The 20504-nt window shown below is 73.0% G+C and carries 17 protein-coding genes and 1 tRNA gene; 9 read left to right on the top strand and 9 right to left on the bottom strand.

The features are described from left to right. Window positions 1-2 precede the first annotated feature (2 nt). The 3 genes from AB0435_RS22965 (at window position 3) to AB0435_RS22955 (ending at window position 3961) form a co-directional block, all read left to right on the top strand. Entirely contained in the window at window positions 3-1280 is a 1278-nt protein-coding gene (locus AB0435_RS22965) for a PP2C family serine/threonine-protein phosphatase (RefSeq protein WP_366427841.1), read from the top strand. A 94-nt stretch (window positions 1281-1374) separates the two neighbouring features. Then, window positions 1375-2736, top strand: a complete 1362-nt coding sequence (locus tag AB0435_RS22960) for a VWA domain-containing protein (protein WP_366427840.1) — start codon at window positions 1375-1377, stop codon at window positions 2734-2736. Between the two features lie 217 nt (window positions 2737-2953). Further along, the gene (locus AB0435_RS22955) at window positions 2954-3961 is read left to right on the top strand and encodes an FHA domain-containing protein (RefSeq protein WP_366007217.1); all 1008 of its coding nucleotides are present in this window, start codon (window positions 2954-2956) and stop codon (window positions 3959-3961) included. Here the strand turns inward: AB0435_RS22955 and AB0435_RS22950 are convergent. Continuing rightward, window positions 3942-4922, bottom strand: coding sequence for a methyltransferase domain-containing protein (locus tag AB0435_RS22950; protein WP_366427839.1), 981 nt, complete (start codon window positions 4920-4922; stop codon window positions 3942-3944). The two genes, AB0435_RS22955 and AB0435_RS22950, sit on opposite strands and share 20 nt — an antisense overlap. Before the next feature lie 120 nt (window positions 4923-5042). Between AB0435_RS22950 and AB0435_RS22945 the strand changes: the two genes are divergently transcribed. Beyond that, complete coding sequence (locus tag AB0435_RS22945) at window positions 5043-5447, top strand: globin (RefSeq protein WP_366007219.1); 405 nt, start codon at window positions 5043-5045, stop codon at window positions 5445-5447. Between the two features lie 51 nt (window positions 5448-5498). Here the strand turns inward: AB0435_RS22945 and AB0435_RS22940 are convergent, their stop codons facing one another. From AB0435_RS22940 to AB0435_RS22910, 7 genes are all read right to left on the bottom strand, one after another. Beyond that, window positions 5499-6272 carry a hypothetical protein gene (locus AB0435_RS22940; protein ID WP_366007220.1) on the bottom strand — a complete coding sequence of 258 codons (774 nt, stop codon included), beginning with the start codon at window positions 6270-6272 and terminating at the stop codon, window positions 5499-5501. Further along, window positions 6269-6724 (bottom strand): thioesterase family protein, encoded by a 456-nt coding sequence (locus tag AB0435_RS22935; protein WP_366007221.1) that lies wholly within the window; start codon window positions 6722-6724, stop codon window positions 6269-6271. The genes AB0435_RS22940 and AB0435_RS22935 overlap by 4 nt, the downstream gene beginning before the upstream one ends. A gap of 2 nt (window positions 6725-6726) precedes the next feature. After that, on the bottom strand, window positions 6727-8391 hold the full coding sequence (ettA, locus tag AB0435_RS22930; protein ID WP_366427838.1) for an energy-dependent translational throttle protein EttA: 1665 nt from the start codon (window positions 8389-8391) through the stop codon (window positions 6727-6729). 313 nt (window positions 8392-8704) lie between these two features. Continuing rightward, on the bottom strand, window positions 8705-10153 hold the full coding sequence (locus AB0435_RS22925; protein WP_366427837.1) for a Cys-Gln thioester bond-forming surface protein: 1449 nt from the start codon (window positions 10151-10153) through the stop codon (window positions 8705-8707). 222 nt (window positions 10154-10375) lie between these two features. After that, on the bottom strand, window positions 10376-10921 hold the full coding sequence (locus AB0435_RS22920) for a single-stranded DNA-binding protein (RefSeq protein WP_366007224.1): 546 nt from the start codon (window positions 10919-10921) through the stop codon (window positions 10376-10378). A 304-nt stretch (window positions 10922-11225) separates the two neighbouring features. After that, on the bottom strand, window positions 11226-13679 hold the full coding sequence (locus AB0435_RS22915) for a YfjP family GTPase (RefSeq protein WP_366427836.1): 2454 nt from the start codon (window positions 13677-13679) through the stop codon (window positions 11226-11228). After that, window positions 13676-15406 (bottom strand): dynamin family protein, encoded by a 1731-nt coding sequence (locus AB0435_RS22910; protein ID WP_366427846.1) that lies wholly within the window; start codon window positions 15404-15406, stop codon window positions 13676-13678. The genes AB0435_RS22915 and AB0435_RS22910 overlap by 4 nt, the downstream gene beginning before the upstream one ends. Before the next feature lie 304 nt (window positions 15407-15710). On the opposite strand from AB0435_RS22910, the gene AB0435_RS22905 reads away from it, so the two are divergent. The 4 genes from AB0435_RS22905 (at window position 15711) to dmpI (ending at window position 17960) form a co-directional block, all read left to right on the top strand. Continuing rightward, a tRNA-Arg gene (locus AB0435_RS22905) sits at window positions 15711-15783 on the top strand. 186 nt (window positions 15784-15969) lie between these two features. Further along, window positions 15970-16530, top strand: coding sequence for an RNA polymerase sigma factor (locus AB0435_RS22900; protein WP_366007226.1), 561 nt, complete (start codon window positions 15970-15972; stop codon window positions 16528-16530). Next, window positions 16527-17606: a CU044_5270 family protein gene (locus AB0435_RS22895; RefSeq protein ID WP_366427835.1), complete on the top strand. Its 1080-nt coding sequence runs from the start codon at window positions 16527-16529 to the stop codon at window positions 17604-17606. Before AB0435_RS22900 ends, AB0435_RS22895 begins: the two co-directional genes overlap by 4 nt. A 120-nt stretch (window positions 17607-17726) precedes the next feature. Beyond that, window positions 17727-17960, top strand: coding sequence for a 4-oxalocrotonate tautomerase DmpI (dmpI, locus tag AB0435_RS22890; RefSeq protein ID WP_366007228.1), 234 nt, complete (start codon window positions 17727-17729; stop codon window positions 17958-17960). 29 nt (window positions 17961-17989) lie between these two features. Here dmpI and AB0435_RS22885 read toward each other — a convergent pair whose 3' ends face one another. Beyond that, window positions 17990-19189 carry a cytochrome P450 gene (locus AB0435_RS22885; protein ID WP_366427834.1) on the bottom strand — a complete coding sequence of 400 codons (1200 nt, stop codon included), beginning with the start codon at window positions 19187-19189 and terminating at the stop codon, window positions 17990-17992. Window positions 19190-19490: 301 nt separating this feature from the next. Here AB0435_RS22885 and AB0435_RS22880 point away from each other — a divergent pair, with 301 nt between their 5' ends. After that, a complete protein-coding gene (locus AB0435_RS22880) occupies window positions 19491-20453 on the top strand; it encodes a DUF1259 domain-containing protein (protein WP_366007230.1) in 963 nt (320 codons plus the stop codon). Window positions 20454-20504: the final 51 nt, after the last annotated feature.

Genomic DNA, 20504 nt, shown 5'->3' with positions numbered 1-20504 from the left:
CGATGTCGCAACTGCCGCGCCCCCCACAGCTGACGGTATGTCCCTCCTGCCACGAGCCGCTGGAACCGGCCGACAATTTCTGCGGCGGCTGCGGTGCCGATCTCTCGGCGCCGCCGCTGCCGGCCGGGCCTCCCGCGGCGCCGCGGGAGGCGCCGGAGGGGCGCGCGGCCGCGCGGGCGGCCGGCCGGACCGCCCCGGGGCCGCCGCCCGGCGGTGATGCCTCCGCGGCGCCCGGGACCGGCCCGGACCCGCGCGAGGCGCGCGCGTTCGGGGGTGTGCCCGCGCAGGCGGCGCACGGTGCCTTCGGCGCGCCGCCGGAGCCGGGCCACGCGCACCCCGGCGCGGACGGCACCGGCAGGATCTGCGGGTCCTGCCGATCCGGCATGATCGACAAGGACGGGTACTGCGAACACTGCGGTCATGCACAGCCGCGCGAACGGGATCACATGGAGCACCAGTTGCCAGGCGTCGCGGCGGTCAGCGACCGCGGCCTGCGCCACCACCGGAACGAGGACGCGTACGCCGTGTCCACCGTGGCACTCGCGGACGGCGGCCCCGCCACCGTCGCCGTCGTCAGTGACGGCGTGTCGTCCGCGACCCGGCCCGACGAGGCGTCGGCGGCCGCGTGCGCCGCGGCGCGCGAACGGCTCGTGACGGCCCTGCCCGCGGGCACGGACCCCCGGCAGGCCACCCACGACGCGATCGTCCAGGCCGCCGAGGCGGTCACCGCGCTCGCCTCGGCACCTGCCGCGGACGAGGCGCGGCGGCACGAGGGGTACCGCCACGAGAACGCCCCCGCCTGCACCATCGTCAGCGCGGTCATCACGGGCGACCTCCTGACGGTCGGCTGGATCGGCGACAGCCGCGCCTACTGGGTGCCGGAGGACCGCGCCACCCAGCCCGCCCGGCTCACCGAGGACGACTCGTGGGCCGCCCAGATGGTCGCGGCGGGCCTGCTGACGGAGACCGAGGCGTACGCGGACGAGCGCGCCCACGCGATCACCGGCTGGCTGGGCGCCGACGCGTACGAGGTCGAGCCGCACACCGCGTCGTTCCACCCGGACCGGGAGGGCGTCGTCATCGTGTGCACCGACGGGCTGTGGAACTACGCGGAATCCGCCGAGCACATGGCCGCGATCACCCCGCCGGACGCCCGTCAGCGGCCCCTGGAATGCGCGCGGCGGCTGCTGGCCCACGCGCTCGACGGAGGGGGCCACGACAACGTAACAGTGGCGGTCCTGCCGTTCCCGCTGCCGCTCGAAGGGGCAGGATCGGCCTGACGCGCGTGTCCACGGGGGGATGCACGCCGCGGTGCCGGGCGCGCGGCCGCCCCCGCCCACTTGTTGCTTTGTCGAGTACCGAGGAGCGGATCAGATGGCCAATTTCTCGAAGCCGGGCGTGCCCCGGTTCGCGGTCGAGGTGTATCAGAACGCCCATCTGCCGGAGGGCGGCCGCGATGTCGACGCGATCGTCACGGTCACCTCGACCGGCGGCGGCACGACCGGAGAGACGCCCATCCCGGCCCAGCTCTCGCCGGCGGGGTACGCGCCCCGCGCGCAGGCCCCGGACGCCGCCGTCGTCATCATGGTCGACTGCTCGGGCTCGATGGAATATCCGCCCACCAAGATGCGCAACGCCCGTGATGCCACCGCCGCCGCTGTCGACACCCTGCGCGACGGCGTGGCCTTCGCCGTGGTGGCCGGAACGCACCAGGCGAAGGAGGCGTATCCCGGCGGCGGCCGGCTCGCGGTGGCCGGTCCCGTCACCCGGCAGCAGGCCAAGGAGGCGCTGTGCAAGCTCACTCCGGGCGGCGGCACCGCGATCGGCACCTGGCTGCGCCTGGCCGACCGGCTGCTGGATGCCTCCGGTGCCGCGATACGCCACGGCATCCTGCTGACCGACGGCCGCAACGAGCACGAGGAGCCGGAGGCGCTGCGGGCCACGCTGGACGTGTGCGCGGGCCGGTTCACCTGTGACGCGCGGGGTGTGGGGACGGACTGGGAGGTCAAGGAGGTCACCGGCATCGCCTCGGCGCTGCTGGGCACGGCCGACATCGTCGCCGATCCGGCCGGGCTGGCCACGGACTTCACCCGCATGATGACGGCCGCCATGGGCAAGGAGGTCGCGGACGTCGCGCTGCGGCTGTGGACCCCGCAGGGCGCGGAGGTGCGGTTCGTCAAGCAGGTCGCGCCGTCGATGGAGGACCTGACCGGCAGGCGTGCGGAGACGGGGCCGCGCACGGGCGACTATCCGACGGGCTCGTGGGGCGACGAGTCGCGGGACTACCACGTGTGCGTACGGGTGCCGAGTGCCGCGGTGGGCGAGGAGATGCTGGCCGCGCGGGTCTCGCTCGTGCTGCCGGCACCGGACGGCTCCCCGCCGGAGGTGCTCTCGCAGGGGCTGGTCCGGGCCATCTGGACGGACGACCCGGCGGCGTCGACGTCCATCAACCCCCAGGTGGCCCACTACACCGGCCAGGCCGAGCTGGCCGAGGTCATCCAACAGGGCCTGGACCTGCGGAAGTCGGGTGACGCCGACGGGGCCACGGCCAAGCTCGGCCGCGCCGTGCAGCTGGCGAACCGGTCCGGCAACGAGGACACCGCGAAACTCCTGGCGAAAGTGGTGGACGTCGTGGACGCCACGACGGGTACTGTGCGGCTGAAGGCGAAGGTCACGGCCGAGGCCCGGATGACGCTCGAAACGCGCTCGACCAAGACCGTACGAGTGAAGAAGTAGCGAGGAACGGCGCGGGGGGCGCGCGGTGGCCGTCACGGCCGCGGTGGAGCCTCCCGGCGGCGGACCGGCCGGGGTTCACGCCACCGGTCCGGGCCGGGCTCGCCCCGGCCCGGTGGCGGCCCGGCGGTCACCGGTACGCGACCCGGTGAGACGATCCGGTGCGAGCGACCGGTGCACAGACCGGCGACGAAACGGCACACAAGGGGGATCAACCGACATGCCGACCTGCCCGAACGGCCACCAGTCGGCGGCCGACGACTGGTGCGAGGTGTGCGGCCACCGGATGTCGGCGGCCGCCCCCGCGGGTGCCGTGCCCCCGCCACCACCACCCTCCGCACCGCCCCTGTCCGGCCCGGGCGGTGGCTATTACGGGGAGACGACCGTCCAGGCGGAGCTGTGCCCGCGGTGCCGTACGCCGCGTGAGGCGCAGGCGCCGTTCTGCGAGGAGTGCCGGCACAACTTCCTGACGCACACGGGGGCTTCGTTCGGCCCGCCGCCGGTGCCCCAGGCCCAGGACCTCCAGTCCGCGCCGCCACCGGCCCCGCAGCACACGCAGCCGCCGCAGTCGTACGAGTACTACGGTTCGCGTCCGTCCCGGATCAACCGCCCGGCCGAGCCGCTCACTCCGGAGTCCCACCCGGCGACGCCGTCGTACGGTGACGACGACTGGATGCTCTCGCCGCCGAACTCCGCGCCGGCGCCGTCGTATCCGTACCAGGAGCACGCGTCGCCGTACCAGGAGCACGCGCCGTATCAGGAGCACGCGGCCGAGGGGGTGCCGCAGGGCGTGCCGCCGCAGGCCGGGCCGCCCGCCGCGGCCGCGGGCTGGACGGCGGTGGTGGCGCCGGACCGCGACTACTTCCTGGCGATGATGAACCGCAGCGGGCCGGAGGCCGCCGGGCTGAACCTGCCCGCGTACTCCCCCGAGCTCCAGCTTCCGCTGAACGGCCCGCAGGTGACGATCGGCCGCCGCCGGCACAGCACCGGGGAGTCCCCGGACATCGACCTGTCCCGGCCGCCGGAGGATCCGGGCGTCTCGCACCAGCACGCCATGCTGGTGCAACAGCCGGACGGCAGCTGGGCGGTCGTCGACCAGGACTCCACCAACGGCACGACGGTCAACGGCTCGGAGGAGCCCATCCAGCCGTACGTGCCGGTGCCGCTCCACGACGGCGACCGGGTGCACGTCGGCGCCTGGACCACGATCACGCTCCGCCGGGGCTGAACTCCCGGTCCAGGGGCCAGCGCCAGGGACCGTCCGGGCTGTCCAGCCAGGCCCACTGACGGTCCCCGGCCACGGTCAGGCCGTAGCGGTCGCGCGGCGGACGGCCTTCGTCGTGCCACAGGGCGAGGGCATCCGCCGGTGCCATCCGGCTGACCGCCAGCAGGAATTGGAACTGATCGTTCCGCAGCAGGCGCCAGGGGATGCCGCTCCGGTCAGGCAGCGGTGGCACAGCGGCACCACGCAGCGGCACGAAGTAGGCGGGGGTGTGCAGGAACCGCCCCTCCGCGTGCGCCGCGTCCGTGACCCGCAGGGCGATCAGCCCGGTGGCGAGCGGGGCGAGGATCAGCGCGCCCGGCCTGCTCTGCGCGATCCAGGCGGGCGGCACGGAGGGCAGGGCACAGGTGGCCATGGTCCGGTCGAAGGGGGCGCGTGAGGCACAGCCGAGCGCCCCGTCACCAGTGACGACCGTGGGGTGGAAACCGGCCTCCGCGAGGTGCGCGCGGGCGGCCTCCGTGATCTCGGCGTCGAGATCGACGGTCGTGACGGCGGCGTCCCCGAGGCGGTGCGCGAGCAGGGCGGCGTTGTAGCCGGTGCCCGCGCCGATCTCCAGGACGGCGTGGCCCTCCCGCAGGTCCAGGGCCGTGAGCATCTTGGCCATCAGAGACGGCTGACTGCTGGAGGAGATCAGCTCACCGTCCCGGACGTACGTGGCCAGCGGCTCGTCCACATAGACCCCGGTCAGCCAGGCCTCACGCGCCCGGGGGTCCGGGTCGGCACGGGAGCGCCGCCGGTATCCGCCGGGCGCGCCCACGTAGTAGTACGGCACGAACAGCTCGCGCGGGACCTGCTCGAAGGCGGCCCGCCACCGGGGGTCGGCCAGCTCGCCGCGGGCGATCAGCTCCCGCACGAGCCCGGCGCGCAGAGCGGCCGCGAGCTCTCGGTCGTAGGCGTCATCGGCCATGTCTCCAGGGTGCGCCGCCACGGAGCGGGGTGCGAAGGCGGCCCGGCGCGCGAGCGGCCTCCGAAAGGCGATGGTCCTACTTCTCAGGTCGTCGGCCGTGTGGTCTGAGACCATGGAGGGGTGATTGAGATTCCGCGCGGCACACTGCAGGAGCAGACGTTTTACGAGCAGGTGGGCGGCGAGGAGACCTTCCGGCGCCTGGTCCACCGCTTCTACCAGGGGGTCGCCGAGGACCCGCTGCTGCGGCCGATGTATCCGGAGGAGGACCTCGGCCCCGCCGAGGAGCGCCTGGTCCTCTTCCTGATCCAGTACTGGGGCGGCCCCCGTACGTACAGCGACAACCGCGGCCACCCGCGGCTGCGGATGCGGCACGCGCCCTTCGCGGTGGACCGCGCCGCGCACGACGCGTGGCTGCGGCACATGCGGGTGGCGGTCGACGAGCTGGAGCTCTCCGCGGCGCACAGCGAGCAGCTGTGGAAGTACCTGACCTACGCCGCCGCCTCGATGGTCAACACCGAGGGCTGAGCCCGAGCGGGGCGCCGGTCCCGGCGCTCCCGCCCGCGGTCACGGCGCGCCTCAGGCGGGCGTGACCGTCAAGCCCTGCAGGCCGCCTGTGCGCACGGCGACCGAGCCGTACGGCGTGCGCAGGCGCAGCCAGCCGCCCGCGGCGAAGAGCGCCAGCGGCTCGGGGCCGAGGGCGAGCGCGGCACCGGTCCGGCCCGCGGCGGGCCCGGCGGCCGCCGCTGTCCGTACGGGCCGCAGGAAGCCCAGCGACTGGGCGGCGTGCACCGCGCGCAGCGGCAGCACCGTCCCGCCCAGGGTGCGGGACCAGATCTCCCGGCCGATGCGGTCGCGCTCGACGCGCGTGCGCCGCTGCTCGGGCAGGGCCTCGTCCCGGGTGCGGAACTCGGCGACGGCGGCGGCCACGGCGCCCCGCACCGCCTCCACGTCGGGCAGGCCCTCGACGCGCTGCCAGCCGCTGCGCGGGGGCAGCACACCGGCCCACGGCGGCCCCGTGACCGCCTCGGGGACGACCACGACCGGCCCGGCGCCGGGAGCCGCCTCCGCCGCGTCCAGGGCGTCGGCGAGCTGGCCGGCGGAGACGGTGGTGTCCAGCACGGTCCGCTCCGCGCCCGCCGAGGGCTCGGCGAGCCGCGCGGTGCGGATGGCGAGGACCTCGAAGGACGGCGGGCGGCCGAAGACGCCCAGCACCCCGCCGCTCGCCTGGATCCGGACCGCGGCGGCCCGGTCGTAGTGGATCAGCCGGGCCAGGAAGGCGGCCAGGTCGGCCGCCTCCCCGGCATCGGCGAAGCACAGCCGCTGCCCGTACGGAACGGATCGCTCCGTCATGCGGCGACGGCCCCCTTCCCGGCGGGACGGCTCTCCGGCTCCCCGGCGTCGTCCCGGTACTCCTCCAGGAAGGCCCGCTCCTCGGCGGTGATCCGCCGCGGGCGGCCGGCCTGGAAGTCGAACGGCACGACGACGGTGGTGGCCTTCACGTACACCCGGTCCTCGTCCTTGACCTCATAGGCGACGGTCATGGACGCCGCACCCAGCTTCGTCACCCACGTCTCGACGGTCACCGGGGCATGCCGGTGCACCAGGGGACGCAGATAGTCGATCTCATGCCGGGCCACGACGGAGCCGCCCGTGAAGGACGCGCTCCCCTCCCCGGGCGCCAGCCGGAACATGAAGTCGATCCGCGCCTCTTCGAGATAGCGGATGAAGACCACGTTGTTCACATGGCCGAACGCGTCCATGTCCGACCAGCGCATGGGGCACGAGTACACGTGACGCGCCACGGTCAGCCCCGGGTGAGCTTCTTGTAGGTGGCCCGGTGCGGACGGGTCGCGTCCGCACCGAGGCGCTCGATCTTGTTCTTCTCGTACGACTCGAAGTTGCCCTCGAACCAGTACCACTTGGAGTCGCCCTCGTAGGCGAGGATGTGCGTGGCGACCCGGTCCAGGAACCAGCGGTCGTGCGAGATGACCACGGCCGCACCGGGGAACTCCAGCAGCGCGTTCTCGAGCGAGGAGAGGGTCTCGACGTCGAGGTCGTTCGTCGGCTCGTCGAGGAGCAGCAGGTTGCCGCCCTCCTTGAGCGTCAGCGCCAGGTTCAGACGGTTGCGCTCACCACCGGAGAGGACACCGGCCGGCTTCTGCTGGTCCGGGCCCTTGAAGCCGAAGGCGCTGACGTACGCGCGGGACGGCATCTCGACCTGGCCGACGTTGATGTAGTCCAGCTCGTCGGAGACGACGGCCCACAGCGTCTTCTTGGGGTCGATGCTGGCGCGGCCCTGGTCGACGTAGGAGATCTTGACGGTGTCGCCGACCTTGATCGAGCCGGAGTCCGGAGTCTCCAGGCCCTGGATCATCTTGAAGAGGGTCGTCTTGCCGGCGCCGTTCGGGCCGATGATGCCCACGATGCCGTTGCGCGGCAGCGTGAACGAGAGGTCTTCGACGAGCACCTTGTCGCCGAAGCTCTTGGAGAGGTTGTTGACCTCGACGACGATGGAACCCAGGCGCGGGCCCGGCGGGATCTGGATCTCCTCGAAGTCCAGCTTCCGCATCTTGTCGGCCTCGGCCGCCATCTCCTCGTAGCGAGCGAGACGCGCCTTGGACTTGGTCTGCCGGCCCTTGGCGTTGGAGCGGACCCACTCCAGCTCTTCCTTGAGGCGCTTGGCGCGCTTCGCGTCCTTCTGCCCCTCCACCTTGAGGCGGGTGGCCTTCTTCTCGAGGTAGGTCGAGTAGTTGCCCTCGTACGGGTGCGCCCGGCCGCGGTCGAGCTCGAGGATCCACTCGGCGACGTTGTTGAGGAAGTAGCGGTCGTGGGTGACGGCGACGACAGCGCCCGCGTACTTCGAGAGGTGCTGCTCCAGCCAGTTCACCGACTCGGCGTCGAGGTGGTTGGTGGGCTCGTCGAGGAGGAGCAGGTCGGGGGCCTCGAGCAGCAGCTTGCAGAGCGCGACGCGGCGCTTCTCGCCACCGGAGAGGTTGACGACCGGCCAGTCGCCGGGCGGGCAGCCCAGCGCGTCCATGGCCTGCTCGAGCTGTGCGTCGAGGTCCCAGGCGTTGGCGTGGTCCAGGTCCTCCTGGAGCTTGCCCATCTCCTCCAGCAGCGCGTCGGAGTAGTCCGTCGCCATCAGCTCGGCGATCTCGTTGAAGCGGTTGAGCTTCCCCTTGATCTCCGCGACGCCGTCCTCGACGTTCTCCAGGACGGTCTTGGACTCGTCGAGCTTCGGCTCCTGCATCAGGATGCCGACGGTGTAGCCCGGGGAGAGGAACGCGTCACCGTTGGAGGGCTGCTCCAGGCCGGCCATGATCTTGAGCACCGTGGACTTACCGGCACCGTTGGGCCCCACGACACCGATCTTCGCGCCGGGCAGGAAGTTCAGCGTCACGTCATCGAGGATGAGCTTGTCGCCGTGCGCCTTGCGCGTCTTGCGCATGGTGTAAATGAACTCAGCCAAGATAAACCGTCCGGCAATCGAGAAGGGCCAATGTGCGGCTCCGCCGCGTGAGGGCAGATACACCCCATCATGCCGGACTGGTAGCCCCGGGCGGAAACGGGTTGGTCACACCCGTGCGCGATCGGACGGTGTGCGGACCGGTGACGACGGCCGCCCGGCCTTGCAGTTCGTGGCCAGGCGGCAGCTCCGATCCTGTGGTCTGCGGTCAGGCGGCAGCCGTCCGGTCCCGTGGTGCGCGGCCAGGCAGCAGCCGTACCCGTCCCGTGGTGTGCGGGCGGGAGCGGCCCGCCCGCACACCTGGCCCGGCCCGGGATCACTCCCCGGAGGCCGCCTTCTGCTGGCGCAGGAGATAGACCGCTCCGCTGCCGACGACGATCAGGGCGATCGCCACGCCCGCGAACGTGGGGTCGGTGCGGTTGCCGCCCGTCTCGGCGAGATCACCCTCGGCGGAGGCGTTGACCACGTCCTTGCCGGTGCCGCCGGCCGAGGCCGGGCGCATCCGGGACGCGCGCTCCGCCTTGGTGCCCGTGCCCGCCGCCGTGCCGCCGTCGGTGGCGACGGCCGCGCCGCTCTCCGCGGTCATGCAGTCCAATATCCCGGAGAACGTCCTGGTGAAGCCGTTGGGGCCCTTGAGCGTGAACCTGTACGCCTGGTCCTCGCCCACCTTCACGAAGGTCGTCTCCGAGCGGCCCGCGGGGACGGAGTGCCTGGTCCCGTCGAGATCGAAGGCGAACGGGGCGTCGCCCTTGTTGTCGGCGGTGATGTCCACGCCGCCCTTGGCGCAGTTCTTCTTGGCGGACAGGGCCGGTATGGCGCCCTTCTCCGCCCAGGTCGCGGTGGCCGTGCCGGAGACGGTGCTCTCGCTGGAGCCGGCCAGGATCTGGCTCTGCGTGGTGGTGCGGTCGCCGATGAAGACCCGGCCGACCGGCGCCTTGGTGACGGCGGCGGCCTTCAGGGACAGCGAGCCGTCACGGGCGCCGGGCCGCACGTCGAAATAGAGCTCGCCCCCGTCGCCGGTGGAGGTGACCGGCTTGCCCTCCTTGTCGACGATCTTCACGCCCTTGGCCCCGGCGTCCCCGGCCGGGGTGACGGTGACGCTGCTCGCGCTGGTGCGGACGGTGACCGGGCCGAGCCGGCCGCCGGACTTCCCGGAGACTGCCGACGGGGTCAGCGTCAGGGACGCGGGGGGCTCCTCGACGTCCTGCGCGTTCTTGTAGAGGTAGTCGGCGAGCTTCTCGGCCGCGCCGTCCTTGGCGTCGACCTGGACGCCGTCCGAATAGCGCCAGATCGCGACCTGGGTGCCCGCGGCGGCGGTGTTCGCGTCGAGCGGGCCCGAGTCGGCGTCCTTGGCGAGCGCAGCGAGGTCGTTCACCTGGGGGTAGGAGTGCTGGAGGATCCAGCGGATCCTGCCCGCGTTCTTGTTGCCGTGAAGGGGCGACTCGCCCCAGCCGACCTCTTTGTACTTCGCGCCGTCCACGGTGCTGGTGAGTATGTCGACGCAGTACGTCTGGAGCGAGCCACCGCCCTCGACCTTCATCTCGAACAGGCCCGCCTGCATGTCGCCGGTCTTCCGCCGGTCGTGGACGACGGCTCCCGAACCGGCTGTGATCCTGCCGAGGGTGGCGCTGACGCCGCCCGAATTCCTCGGCGCGTCCTCCGCGGCGGCGGGGCCCACCACGACTATCGTGCCTACCGCAGCCAGTCCCGACACCAAGGCCGCTGCGGCAAGGCGGGCAGCTCCCCGCCTCTTGACAGAAGTCATCGATTTCCTTCCGGGCGCGCGCAGAACCATGTCGATACGCCTCGCCAGCGAACTCAAAACTCAGAAGCCCCCGTTGCCACGTGCTGCGAACGTGATCTTAAAGAGCGGGCGCGACGGCTTCCCCACCGAGGGCTCCGCCCAACCGATCCGAATCGGAATCGTTATCGGAGAAGGCCGTCTGACCTGGCATTATCGATAAATCGGCGGGACAAACCACCCATTTCACAAGGGTGTTGCCCCGGCTGCGACCTCGCCCGCTCCGGCGGCTCCCGCACTTGTCGCCCCCACTCCGACGACTCCCGGACCCATCGGCGGACCGACCGGAGCGGGCCCTCGCGCGCCTGGCGGAGCCATCGCCTCCGCTCTCGCTCCCGCCATCCGCACCGGCTCGACCGGCAGCGGCCTGGCCGGTGACACCCTGCGGAACGCCGAGGTGCCCCGGGTGAGGTCGTGCCCGATCGACACCGCGTCAATGTCCGCCGACAGCCACCGCTTTCCGTCCCGCTCCTGATCCTGGATCCGCAACTTTCCCTGCACGATGAGCGGTTCGCCGATCGTGACCGAAGCCACCACGTTCGCGGCCAGCGTGCGCCAGGCGCGCACCGTGTAGAAGCTTGTGTACGCGTCGATCCACTCGTCCCGGCCGCGGTCCCAGCGGCGCACCGTCGCCGCGAGCCGGAACCGCGAGACCGCCGAGCCGTTCGCCACCTCCCTGTAGTCCGGCTGCGTCGCGACATTCCCCACGACCGTCACCAATGTCTCGTTCATCCGAGCCGCCTCCCCCACCGCGTTGGACCTGCTGCGACCCCCATGCTGCCCTCGCTCGCACAAGCCCGCTGAGGACTGTGGACGACGAGCGTTTTGTGGATAACTCCGTCACCCGTGAGGGGACCGACCGGGTCGGCCTCACGGGTGACGGACGCGGCGGGACCGCGTTCTGTAGATGACGGTCCGTGAGATGACGGTCCGGGAAGTGACGGTCCGGGAAGTGACGGTCCGCCAGATGACAGTCAGGCAATGGCGACCCGGCGGATATCGGCCCGCACAGGCCACTCAAGGCAGGCGCGGGCGGCTACGATCCGCCCGCCGCGATCACGAACTGCGCGCGCACCTCCCGGTACCGCAGCAGCTCCGCCGCCACCGGCTCCAGCACCCGCTCCCGGCCGCACCCCGCCGCCGCACCCCGCAGGCGCCGCTCCGTCTCCAGGCCGTACCGCCGCGCCGGGCCCCGCGCCAGCACCCGGCAGCACCAGGTGAGGACCGGGCCGCCCACGCCACCGCCCGTCAGCAGCAGCCCGGGAGCCCACCACTCGCCCCCGACGATCTCCGCCGCCAGGCCCATCAGCCACACCGTTCCCGCCAGTTGCAGTCCCAGGAGCGCGCCCTGCATCGCTCCGGCCACCGCCCACCAGCCGGGGCGTGCCGGGCGCGCGCCCCCGCGCGTGCGCCAGGTGCTCACCCGCCCTGAGCGCGTACGTGAACTGCCCGGATCTGCGGAGCCCTTGCTTCCGGAACGCTTGACCGGCTTTGAGGCGGCCGCGAAGCGCGGGAGGGGGAAGCGGGCCTGCCTACCGGGCGCACCCCCGGGCGCGGAGCGCCGGCCGGCGCCGCCGATCGCGCCGACCATCCGACCCCGGCCACCGGGACCGGCAGCACCGCCGACACCACCAGCACCACCGGAACCCGCACCGCCCGTTCCCACGAGCCCGGCGGGCACCAACCCGGAGGCGCCGGACTCCTGGACCACGAGCGCGGGGGCCTGGACGGGAGCTTGGGCGGGGCCGACCGTCTCCCCCGGTCCCCGCCGTCGACCGCTCCCGTTCATCGGTGCGCCGGACGTCCCGGCGCCCTGTGTCTCCGTGCGGGGGCCGCCGCCCTTGGCGTGGCGGCCCCCCACTCCCGTGCGTGGCCCGCGTGTGCGCAGGCCCACCCCGGTCCGTCCGGTCCAGCGGTTCACCATGGCCGCCGCCTCCGAGGCCGCCGTGTCGAGGGCGTCCGCCAGGCCCTCCGCGCCCCGGCCCGCCGCCTCCCGTACCGCCTGGGCCCAGGGGTCGGGCAGCCCGGCGGACGCCTCGTAGGCCAGGGCCCGTACCGCCTGTTCCACCAGGGGCCGGGACACCGTGCGGCACGGCGAGGACGCGAGCTCGGCGAGGGCTCCGAGGGTGTCGGCGGCCGCGGGGATGTCGATCGCACTCCCGCTCACGCGCCCGCCCGTACGCCCGAGTGCGATCCGCTGTGCGCTCTCCTTCACGCGCGCTGCCTTCCGCGCCCCCCGCTTCCGTCCGAACCAGTGGTGGGCCAGCGTCCACGACGTCCCGCACGCGCGATCCGCGTCGCGCAGCCACGCGCGCTCCGCCGCGAGGCCGGCGGCCTGGGCGCCCACCGCCTCCGCCAGCCGGTCCTCGAACTCCTGCCGCGCCGCCTCCGTCAGCCCCGGCCGGCCCTTGGCCACGTAGGCGGGCCGCAGCCGCGCGGAGACGCCGTCCACATCGGCGACCAGGCGCCGCTCGGCCACGTTCCGCCCGGCCGTGAACTGGGTGAGGGTCTCGCGCAGTTCGCCCACCCCGGCCCCCGTGAGCGCCGACAGGGCCAGCACGACGGCGCCCGGCTCGCCGTGTTCGCCCAGGGCCAGCCCGTCCTCGTCGAGCAGCCGCCGCAGGTCGTCCAGCACCTGGTCGGCGGCGTCCTCCGAGAGCCGGTCCACCTGGTTGAGCACCACGAAGGTGACCTCGGCGTAGCCCGCCAGCGGCCGCAGATAGCGCTCGTGCAGCACCGCGTCCGCGTACTTCTCCGGGTCCACCACCCAGATCACCGCGTCCACCAGGCCCAGCAGCCGGTCCACTTGCTCGCGGTGGCCGGACGTCGCGGAGTCGTGGTCGGGCAGGTCCAGCAGGACGAGCCCGTGCATGCCCGGGTCGTACGGGCGGACCGGCTGCCGGCGCGCACGCGCCGGGATGCCGAGCCGGTCCAGCAGCCCCTCCGCGCCGTCCGCCCGGTCCGTCCACGCGCACGCGATCGGCACGGCCGTCGTCGGCCTGCGCACCCCGGCCTCCGAAAGCTGTGTCCGGGCGAGGGCGTTGAAGAGGGTCGACTTGCCGCTGCCCGTCGCCCCGGCGATCGCCACGACCGTCAGGTCCAGCGAGTGCCGCTGCCGGGCCGCCGCCTCCTCCAGCACCCGCCCCGCCTCCGCGAGCGTCCGCCGGTCCAGCCGCGCTCGTGACAGCCCCACGAGCTCGCGCAGGGCGTCCAGGCGGGGCCTCAGGACGGCACCGATCGGGGGTGTGGGAGTGGCGTCAGGCGCGTACAAGGAGCGCTCGGGTGTGATCGCACGCTCCTGTGGAGCGCCGTCCTCGGCGTGGACCGTGCGCCCAGCGCTCGGCGCCTCCGGGGCAGCGTACGGACGGGGCGCGCGCTCTGGGCGCGCACGCCGCGCGATCAGCCCGTCGTCCCATGTGCCACGCGCGGCCTCGGGGACAGGCTTCTCGTCGCCTTTCTCGCGACTGTCGGACGTGGACACGGCGGTCACCTCTCCTTCTGGAGTACCGACAGCGCGGCGATGAGTTCGACCTGGTGGTCGGGGGTGATGTCGAGCGCTTCGAGCGGCGCGGTCCGGCGGTCGCGCTCTCCTTCGAGCACCCGTTCAAGACAGTCGGCCAGCAGGTGCGCGCCTCGGTCGCGCAGCCGCAGCACGCCCTGCGGACCGAGCGTCCCGGCGAGGATCTCCCCCGCCGTACGGGACCTGCGGCCGCCCAGCAGCGACACGGCGAGCAGGGCGCCGGCCCGGTCCGGGTCGAGGCCCGTGCCGCGCTCGGCGGCCCGCACCGCCTCCTCCGCGACCTCCTCCAGGCAGCGGCGCCAGCGGCGCACGGCCACGCCGATCCGGCCGATCGCCCCGTCCGGGTCGCGCGGCGCGAGCACGGTGCCGGCGGCCGGGTCGCCCGCGCACGCCGCGGCGATCTCCTCGTCGGCGGCGGCGACGGAGCAGCTCAGCACCGCCGCCAGGGAGCTGGTGAGCGCGGTGAGCAGTTCGTCCGCGGTGCTGTCCTGCGGGTGTCCGCGCCAGTGCGTGAGCGCGTCACCGGCGAGCACCTCGCCCGCGGCGACCTCCTGCCGCACCCGCTCGCCCGCCCGGCCGTACGCGTCCTCCACCCGCTGGAGCAGCCGTACGGCCGCGGCGTGCTGCATCGCGGCGGCCCCCGCGAGACCGGGCAGCCGGGACCCCAGCGAGGCCAGCAGCCCCGCGGCCGTGCGGGCGGACGCGACGGTGTGCGCCGCCGGGTCCTGCGCCCGCTGGTCGAGCCAGGCCCGCAGCCCGGCGACGGCCGTGGCGGGCAGCAGTCCGTTTCCGCCGCCCGCGGACTCCGGGAGTTCCGGGATCGTGAACCGTGGCACGTCGCCGAGACCCGCCGCCGCCAGCAGCGCGCCGTAGTGCCGGGACACCTCGGCGGCCACCTGGTGCGGCACCCGGTCGAGGACGGTGACGAGCGTGACGTCGAGCTCCTTCGCCGTGCGCAGCAGGTGCCACGGCACCGCGTCGGCATATCTGGTCGCGGTGGTGACGAGCACCCAGATGTCGGCGGCGCAGATCAGTTCGGCGGCGAGGTCGCGGTTGCGGGCGACGAGGGAGTCGATGTCGGGGGCGTCGAGCAGGGCGAGTCCGAGCGGAAGGCTCCGGTCCGTCTCGATGCGCAGCGCGGGGAGTTCCTCGGGGTCGTCGCCCCGGCCGTCCTCCTCCCGGCCGGCCGCGTCGCACCCGCCCTGGGCGTGCGGCGTGCGCCCGGCGTGCGGCTCCAGCAGCTCGCGCGGGTCGAGCCGGTCGTGAGTCCCCATCAGCTCCTGCATCTGCCGCAGGTCGCAGGGGTCGTACGCGGTGATCTCCTGGGCCGGGACCCACATCCTGCGCAGCTCCGGCAGCACCCGTCGGCCCGCGAACCAGTGGTGGTCGTCCGGGTGACAGACCAGCACTGGCGTGCGGGTCGTCGGCCGTAGGACCCCCGCCGCAGTGACCCGGCGGCCCACCAGGGAGTTGACGAGGGTGGACTTGCCGGCCCCGGTGGACCCCCCGACGACCGCCAGGAGCGGCGCTTCGGGGGCGCACAGCCGGGGCACCAAGTAGTCATCGAGTTGCGCCAGGAGTTCGGCACGGTTTCGACGGGCGCGAGCGGCGCCGGGGAGGGGGAGCGGGAAGCGTGCGGGGTCGACACGGTCACGCAGTGCGGACAGCGCGTCGAGCATCCGGGGCCGTACGTCCAAGGTCGCCACACGTGCAGAATGCCCAATTCTGGTGTGATTTTGAAGCGTATAGCCCATGGCGCGCGAGGCGTGGCGAATGGGACTCAGGCATAACGAGTGCACAACACCCGACGCCTGGGGCGTGAAAAACGGTGCAAGATTCGTACCTGCCTGCGATTATCAGGACCGCTTCACCAAACCTGCACATCGTGTCACGGAGGTGAAGCAACCGGGACGGGGCGAACGGAGCCCTATCCTTGTCCCCGGCACGGTCACGGCACCACCGAGCCTGGGGCTTCACCCGTTCGCCGACCGCCGTACACCGGCCCCCGTAGCTCAGTGGATAGAGCAGGCGCCTTCTAAGCGCTTGGCCGCAGGTTCGAGTCCTGCCGGGGGCGCTCCGCTTGTGCCGCACGCCCCTCCCTGCCGGGAGGGGCGTTTTTTGCTGGTCGGGGGGAGGCTAGCGGGCGGGTCGTAGTGGGGGTGTAAGGCCGCGTCCGGTTCCCGGGCGCGAACGCTTTTTGGGGGGTGGGTGCAAGAAGGGAGGGGGCCGCGGAAGGCGTGGCCCGTGGAAGGGGAGGTCCGTGGCGACGGACGAGGAACTGCTGGCGCGTTCGGGAACCGACGCGTCGGCCTTCGAACCGCTCGTGGAGCGCCATTCGAGGGCACTGCACGGCTACTTCACGCGCCGGGCGCCCGGCGCGGCGGACGATCTGCTGGCCGAGGCGTGGCTGCGGGCCTACGCGGGGCGCGGCACCTACGACGCGGCCCGCGGGCCCGTCCGGCCGTGGCTCTTCGGTGTGGCCCGCAACGTGCTGGCCGCGCACTGGCGCGGCCAGGAACGCCCCGAGGCGGCGGCCGCGCTCGCCGGTGAGGCGAGCAGCGACCCGTGGCACGCCGTCGACCGGAGGCTGGACGCGGCGGCGGTCGCGCCGCTGATGCGCCGGACCCTGGCCGAGCTGCCGGCCGTGGAGCGGGAGCTGCTGCTCCTGATCGCGTGGGAGCAGCTCAGCCCCACCGAGGCCGCGGCCGTCGTCGGTGTCCCCGCGGGCACGGCCAGGTCCCGGCTGCACCGGGCGCGCACCCGATTGCGCGCGGTACTCGGCTCCTCCGCCCCGCTTCCCCTGACAGGAGACCTCGCATGACCGGGCAGCAGGACATGAACGACAGGGACATCCTCGACTTCCCCGGCGCCCGGCGGCTGAAGGCCGCGGGCAAGGTCGCGCCGCCCTCGGCGGACGCCGTCGCCGCGGCGCTGGCCGCGGTGCGGGCGGCGGCCGGCCGGACGGAAGCGGAAGGTGCCGGAACGGCCGTCGAGCTCGAATGGGAGCCGGTGGCCACGGTCGTCCCGGTGCGGACGTGGCGGCGGCGCCTTCCCGTGCTCGCCTCGGCGGCCGCGGTCGTGGCCGTCGTGCTGGGCGTCGCGTTCCAGCCCTGGTCCGACTCCGGGGACGGGCAGGGCAGCTCCCCGGCGGCGCAGCGGACGGCGGCGCAGGAGCGGACGGGGACGGCGCCGTACTGGAAGGTGCGGATGGCGCAGTGGAACCGGAGGAGCGAGCAGCCCCAGCGGCAGGACGAGTCGTACGAGACCGTCTGGCTGAGCCGGAGCGACGTCCGCGGGCAGTCCGGTGGCGGTCCGGTCCAGCTCCACTCCGTCGACATCGCGGGGACGGTCTACCGGATCTGCGGCCAATTGGTCCGGTGGGACGAGCTCGGGAAGCTGCCCACGGACCCGGAGGCGCTGCGGGCCCGGCTCGCCGGGAAGGACACCGGGAAGGCCGCCGGGAAGGACACCGGGGACGAGGACGGGAAGGACGACGCGGAGGGGCTCTTCAACGGTGTCGAGGAGCTGCTCGCCCGCTCCCCCGCCGAACCCCGGCTGCGGGCCGCGCTGTTCAAGGTCCTCACCGGGATTCCCGGAGCGCGGGTGACGGAGGGGGTCAAGGACAGCACCGGGCGCGCCGGCACGGCCGTCGACCTGGACGTCGACACCTGGCGCGAGCGTCTGATCATCGACACCGGGACGTTCCACGTGCTGGAGTCCGTGACCACGGCGCGGAACGACGGCCTGAAGTGGGGGACGCAGCAGCTCCGGGCCGGGGACCTCGTGCTGCGGACCACCTACCTCTCCACCGGGCCCGCCTGGGAGGCGCCGAAGCCGGACCCGCGGACCCTGGAGCACCCCGTTCCGACGGGGTCGTCCACCCCGGCGGGGCACTGAGCTCCGTCGCGGTCCCTCCGGCGGGGGCAGCCCGCCGGCAGTGATCTCGATTCGTGATCACTGCCGGCGGAAAGTGCTTCTTGGCCGGGCGGGCGGCAGGCGGTGGACTGGGGTCTGCCGGTGAGCGGCCCGGGACAGCCGGGGCGCCGCCGGGGAGACAGGAGCCAGGCCATGCCCATCGTCACCGTTCACCAGGGTCCGCGCAGCGTCGAGCTCAAGCGGGAGCTGGTCAAGCAGATCACCGACTCGTTCGTGGACACGTACGGGATCCCGGCCGAGGCCGTGCAGGTCTGGATCCACGAGGTGCCCACCGACAGCTGGGGCACGGGCGGGAAGCTCACCGCCGACCGGTGAGCTGTGGGAAGGCCCTGTCCGTCAGGGCCTCACCACTTCACCGGCAGTGAGGTCGGATAGCGCCAGATCGATGTCGTGTTCCAGGGGACCTCTTCCTTCGGGACCGCCAGGGTCAGCGCCGGGAAGCGGTGGAGGAGGGAACCCAGGGCCACTTGGAGCTCCATGGCCGCCAGGGGGGCGCCGAGGCAGTGGTGGGAGCCCCAGCCGAAGGTCATGTGCGGCGGGGACTTGCGGTCCAGGTCCAGCTCGCCGGAGCGCTCGAACCTGCGCTCGTCGCGGTTGGCCGTCAGATAGGAGACGTGCACCATGTCGCCGGCCTTGATGGTGACGCCGCTCAGCGTCACGTCCTCCATGGCGACGCGCGGGATGCCGACGCCCTTGCGGAAGGGGATGAACCGCAGCAGCTCCTCCATCACCTGCGGCAGCCGCTCGGGCTTGTCGCGCAGCACGGCCGCCACCTCGGGCCGGGTGAGCAGGGTGTAGGAGATGTTGCCGAGCTCGTACGACGTGGTGTCCTGGCCGGTGATGAGCAGGACCATGGCCATGACGGACAGTTCCTCGTCACCCAGGATCTCGTCGCCGTCGCGGGCGAGGGCCAGGGTGCTGATCAGGTCGTCACCGGGGTTCGCGCGCCGCTGAGCGGTCAGGGTGTCGAAATAGGCGCGGAGCTCGGCCTTGGCCTTGACGGCGGCTTCCCGGCCGCTCGCGCCGACACCCATCATCGTCCAGGCGTTGCGCCGCAGTTGGGTGCGGTCGGCCTCGGGGATGTCGAGGACCTCGCAGATCGTGGTCATGGGCAGGGGCGAGGCCATGTGCTCGACGAGGTCGGCGGGCGGGCCCTGCCGCTCCATCCGGTCGAGCAGGTCGTCCACGACGTGCTGGGTGCGGACCCGCATCCGGTCCACATGGCGGGGGGCGAAGCCCTTGGCGATCAGGCTGCGCAGTCTGCTGCTGGCCGGCGGGTCCATCACATTGATGGCCTCGGTCTGGATGATCGGCTCGGGTGTCATCCGGGGATAGTCACGGCCGACGACCGCGCTGCGGCTGAAGCGGCGGTCGGTGGTGACGGTGCGCACGTCTTCGTAGCGGGTGACGAGCCACGCCTCGCCCTCTCCATAGGGCATGCGGATGCGGGCGACAGGCTCTTCCGTCAGCAACTGCTCCAGCACGGGGTCGAATTCGAGGGCCTGGGCGAAGTCGAAAGGGCATGTGCGAACGTCGGGTTCCATCGCAGGTACTCCAGACGGGTGCTTGCGCCAGGTGCCCGGCCGTACGGCGGGCCGGTGAGGGCGTTCATGCCCATGGTCCCCCAAACGCATGTACCGAAGTACCCCAATTAGCCCGAACAGGTGACGGGGGTACGGAACACGCTCTCGGGCCGGAAGCGGCCCCGTCACCCGTCCGCCCCGGCGGTCACGACGCCTTCGCGCACTCGTGATTCGATCTGATCACGGAGGTGCTCATATGGTCAGTGGAGACCCACAACCGGTCGGTGCCGAACCGCGGTCGCACGGCCGGGCCCGGCGGCCCGTGTCGAGACGCTCACTGCTGGCCGCAGGCGCGCTCGCGTCCGTGCCGGCCCTGGCGGGCACGGCGTACGCGGCCCGCACCGGGCCGGCGGACGAGGGAGAGAACGGCCTGGTCACACCGGTCAGGCCCATGCCCACCACCGCGTCGGACTGGACGGACATCGCCGACGTCCTGGGCCGTAAGGGCAACATGGCACGCGGCACCGTCTACCACACCGACTACCCGCGCCACGATCTGCACGTGGTCTCCCGGGGCATCACCGTCTCCTCGGGACTCGCCCTCGGCTCGCACGTGGCCTTCGTCAGATACGCCGACGGCAGCACGATGGTGATGGGCGACCTCGCCGTCGCCGAGGCGGAGCTCCAGCACGTGACCAAGGCCCTGCAGCGGCACGGCCTGGAGCAGACCGCGATCCACAAGCACCTGCTCGCGCAGAGTCCCGACGTGTGGTGGACCCATGTGCACGGCCACGGGGACGACCCCGTGGCGCTGGCCCGCGGCGTGCGCGCGGCGATGGACCGCACCGGCACGCCACCGCCGCGGCAGCACCAGCCGCCGAAGGCGGTCGACCTGGACACCGAGGGCATCGACGCCGTGATGCGCGCCAGGGGCTCCCACTACGACGGGGTCTACAAGTGCGTCTTCGCCCGCCGCGAGACGATCGTCGACGGCGGACACGTCCTGCCGTCGGGGCTCGGCGCGATCTCCGCCTTCAACTTCCAGTCCCTGGGCGGCGGCCGGGCCGCCGTCAACGGCGACGTCGTGATGGTGGCCGACGAGGTCCAGAAGGTGCTGCGGACCCTGAGCCGGGGCGGGATCGAGATCGTCGATCTCCACAACCACGGTCTGCGGGACGAACCCCGCCTGTTCTTCGCCCACGTCTGGGGCGTGGACGACGCCGTCCGGCTCGCGAAGGACCTGCGGGCGGCGATGGACCACACCAACGTCAGCACGTTCGCCTGAGCCCTGGGCACCGATGCCGTGGGTGCCGGACGGCCGTCCGGCACCCACGGC

The organism is Streptomyces sp. NPDC051173, from assembly GCF_040689515.1.
GTDB lineage: Bacteria > Actinomycetota > Actinomycetes > Streptomycetales > Streptomycetaceae > Streptomyces.
Note: the sequence above shows the minus strand (reverse complement) of the source record. Positions and strands in the feature narration are given on the sequence as shown.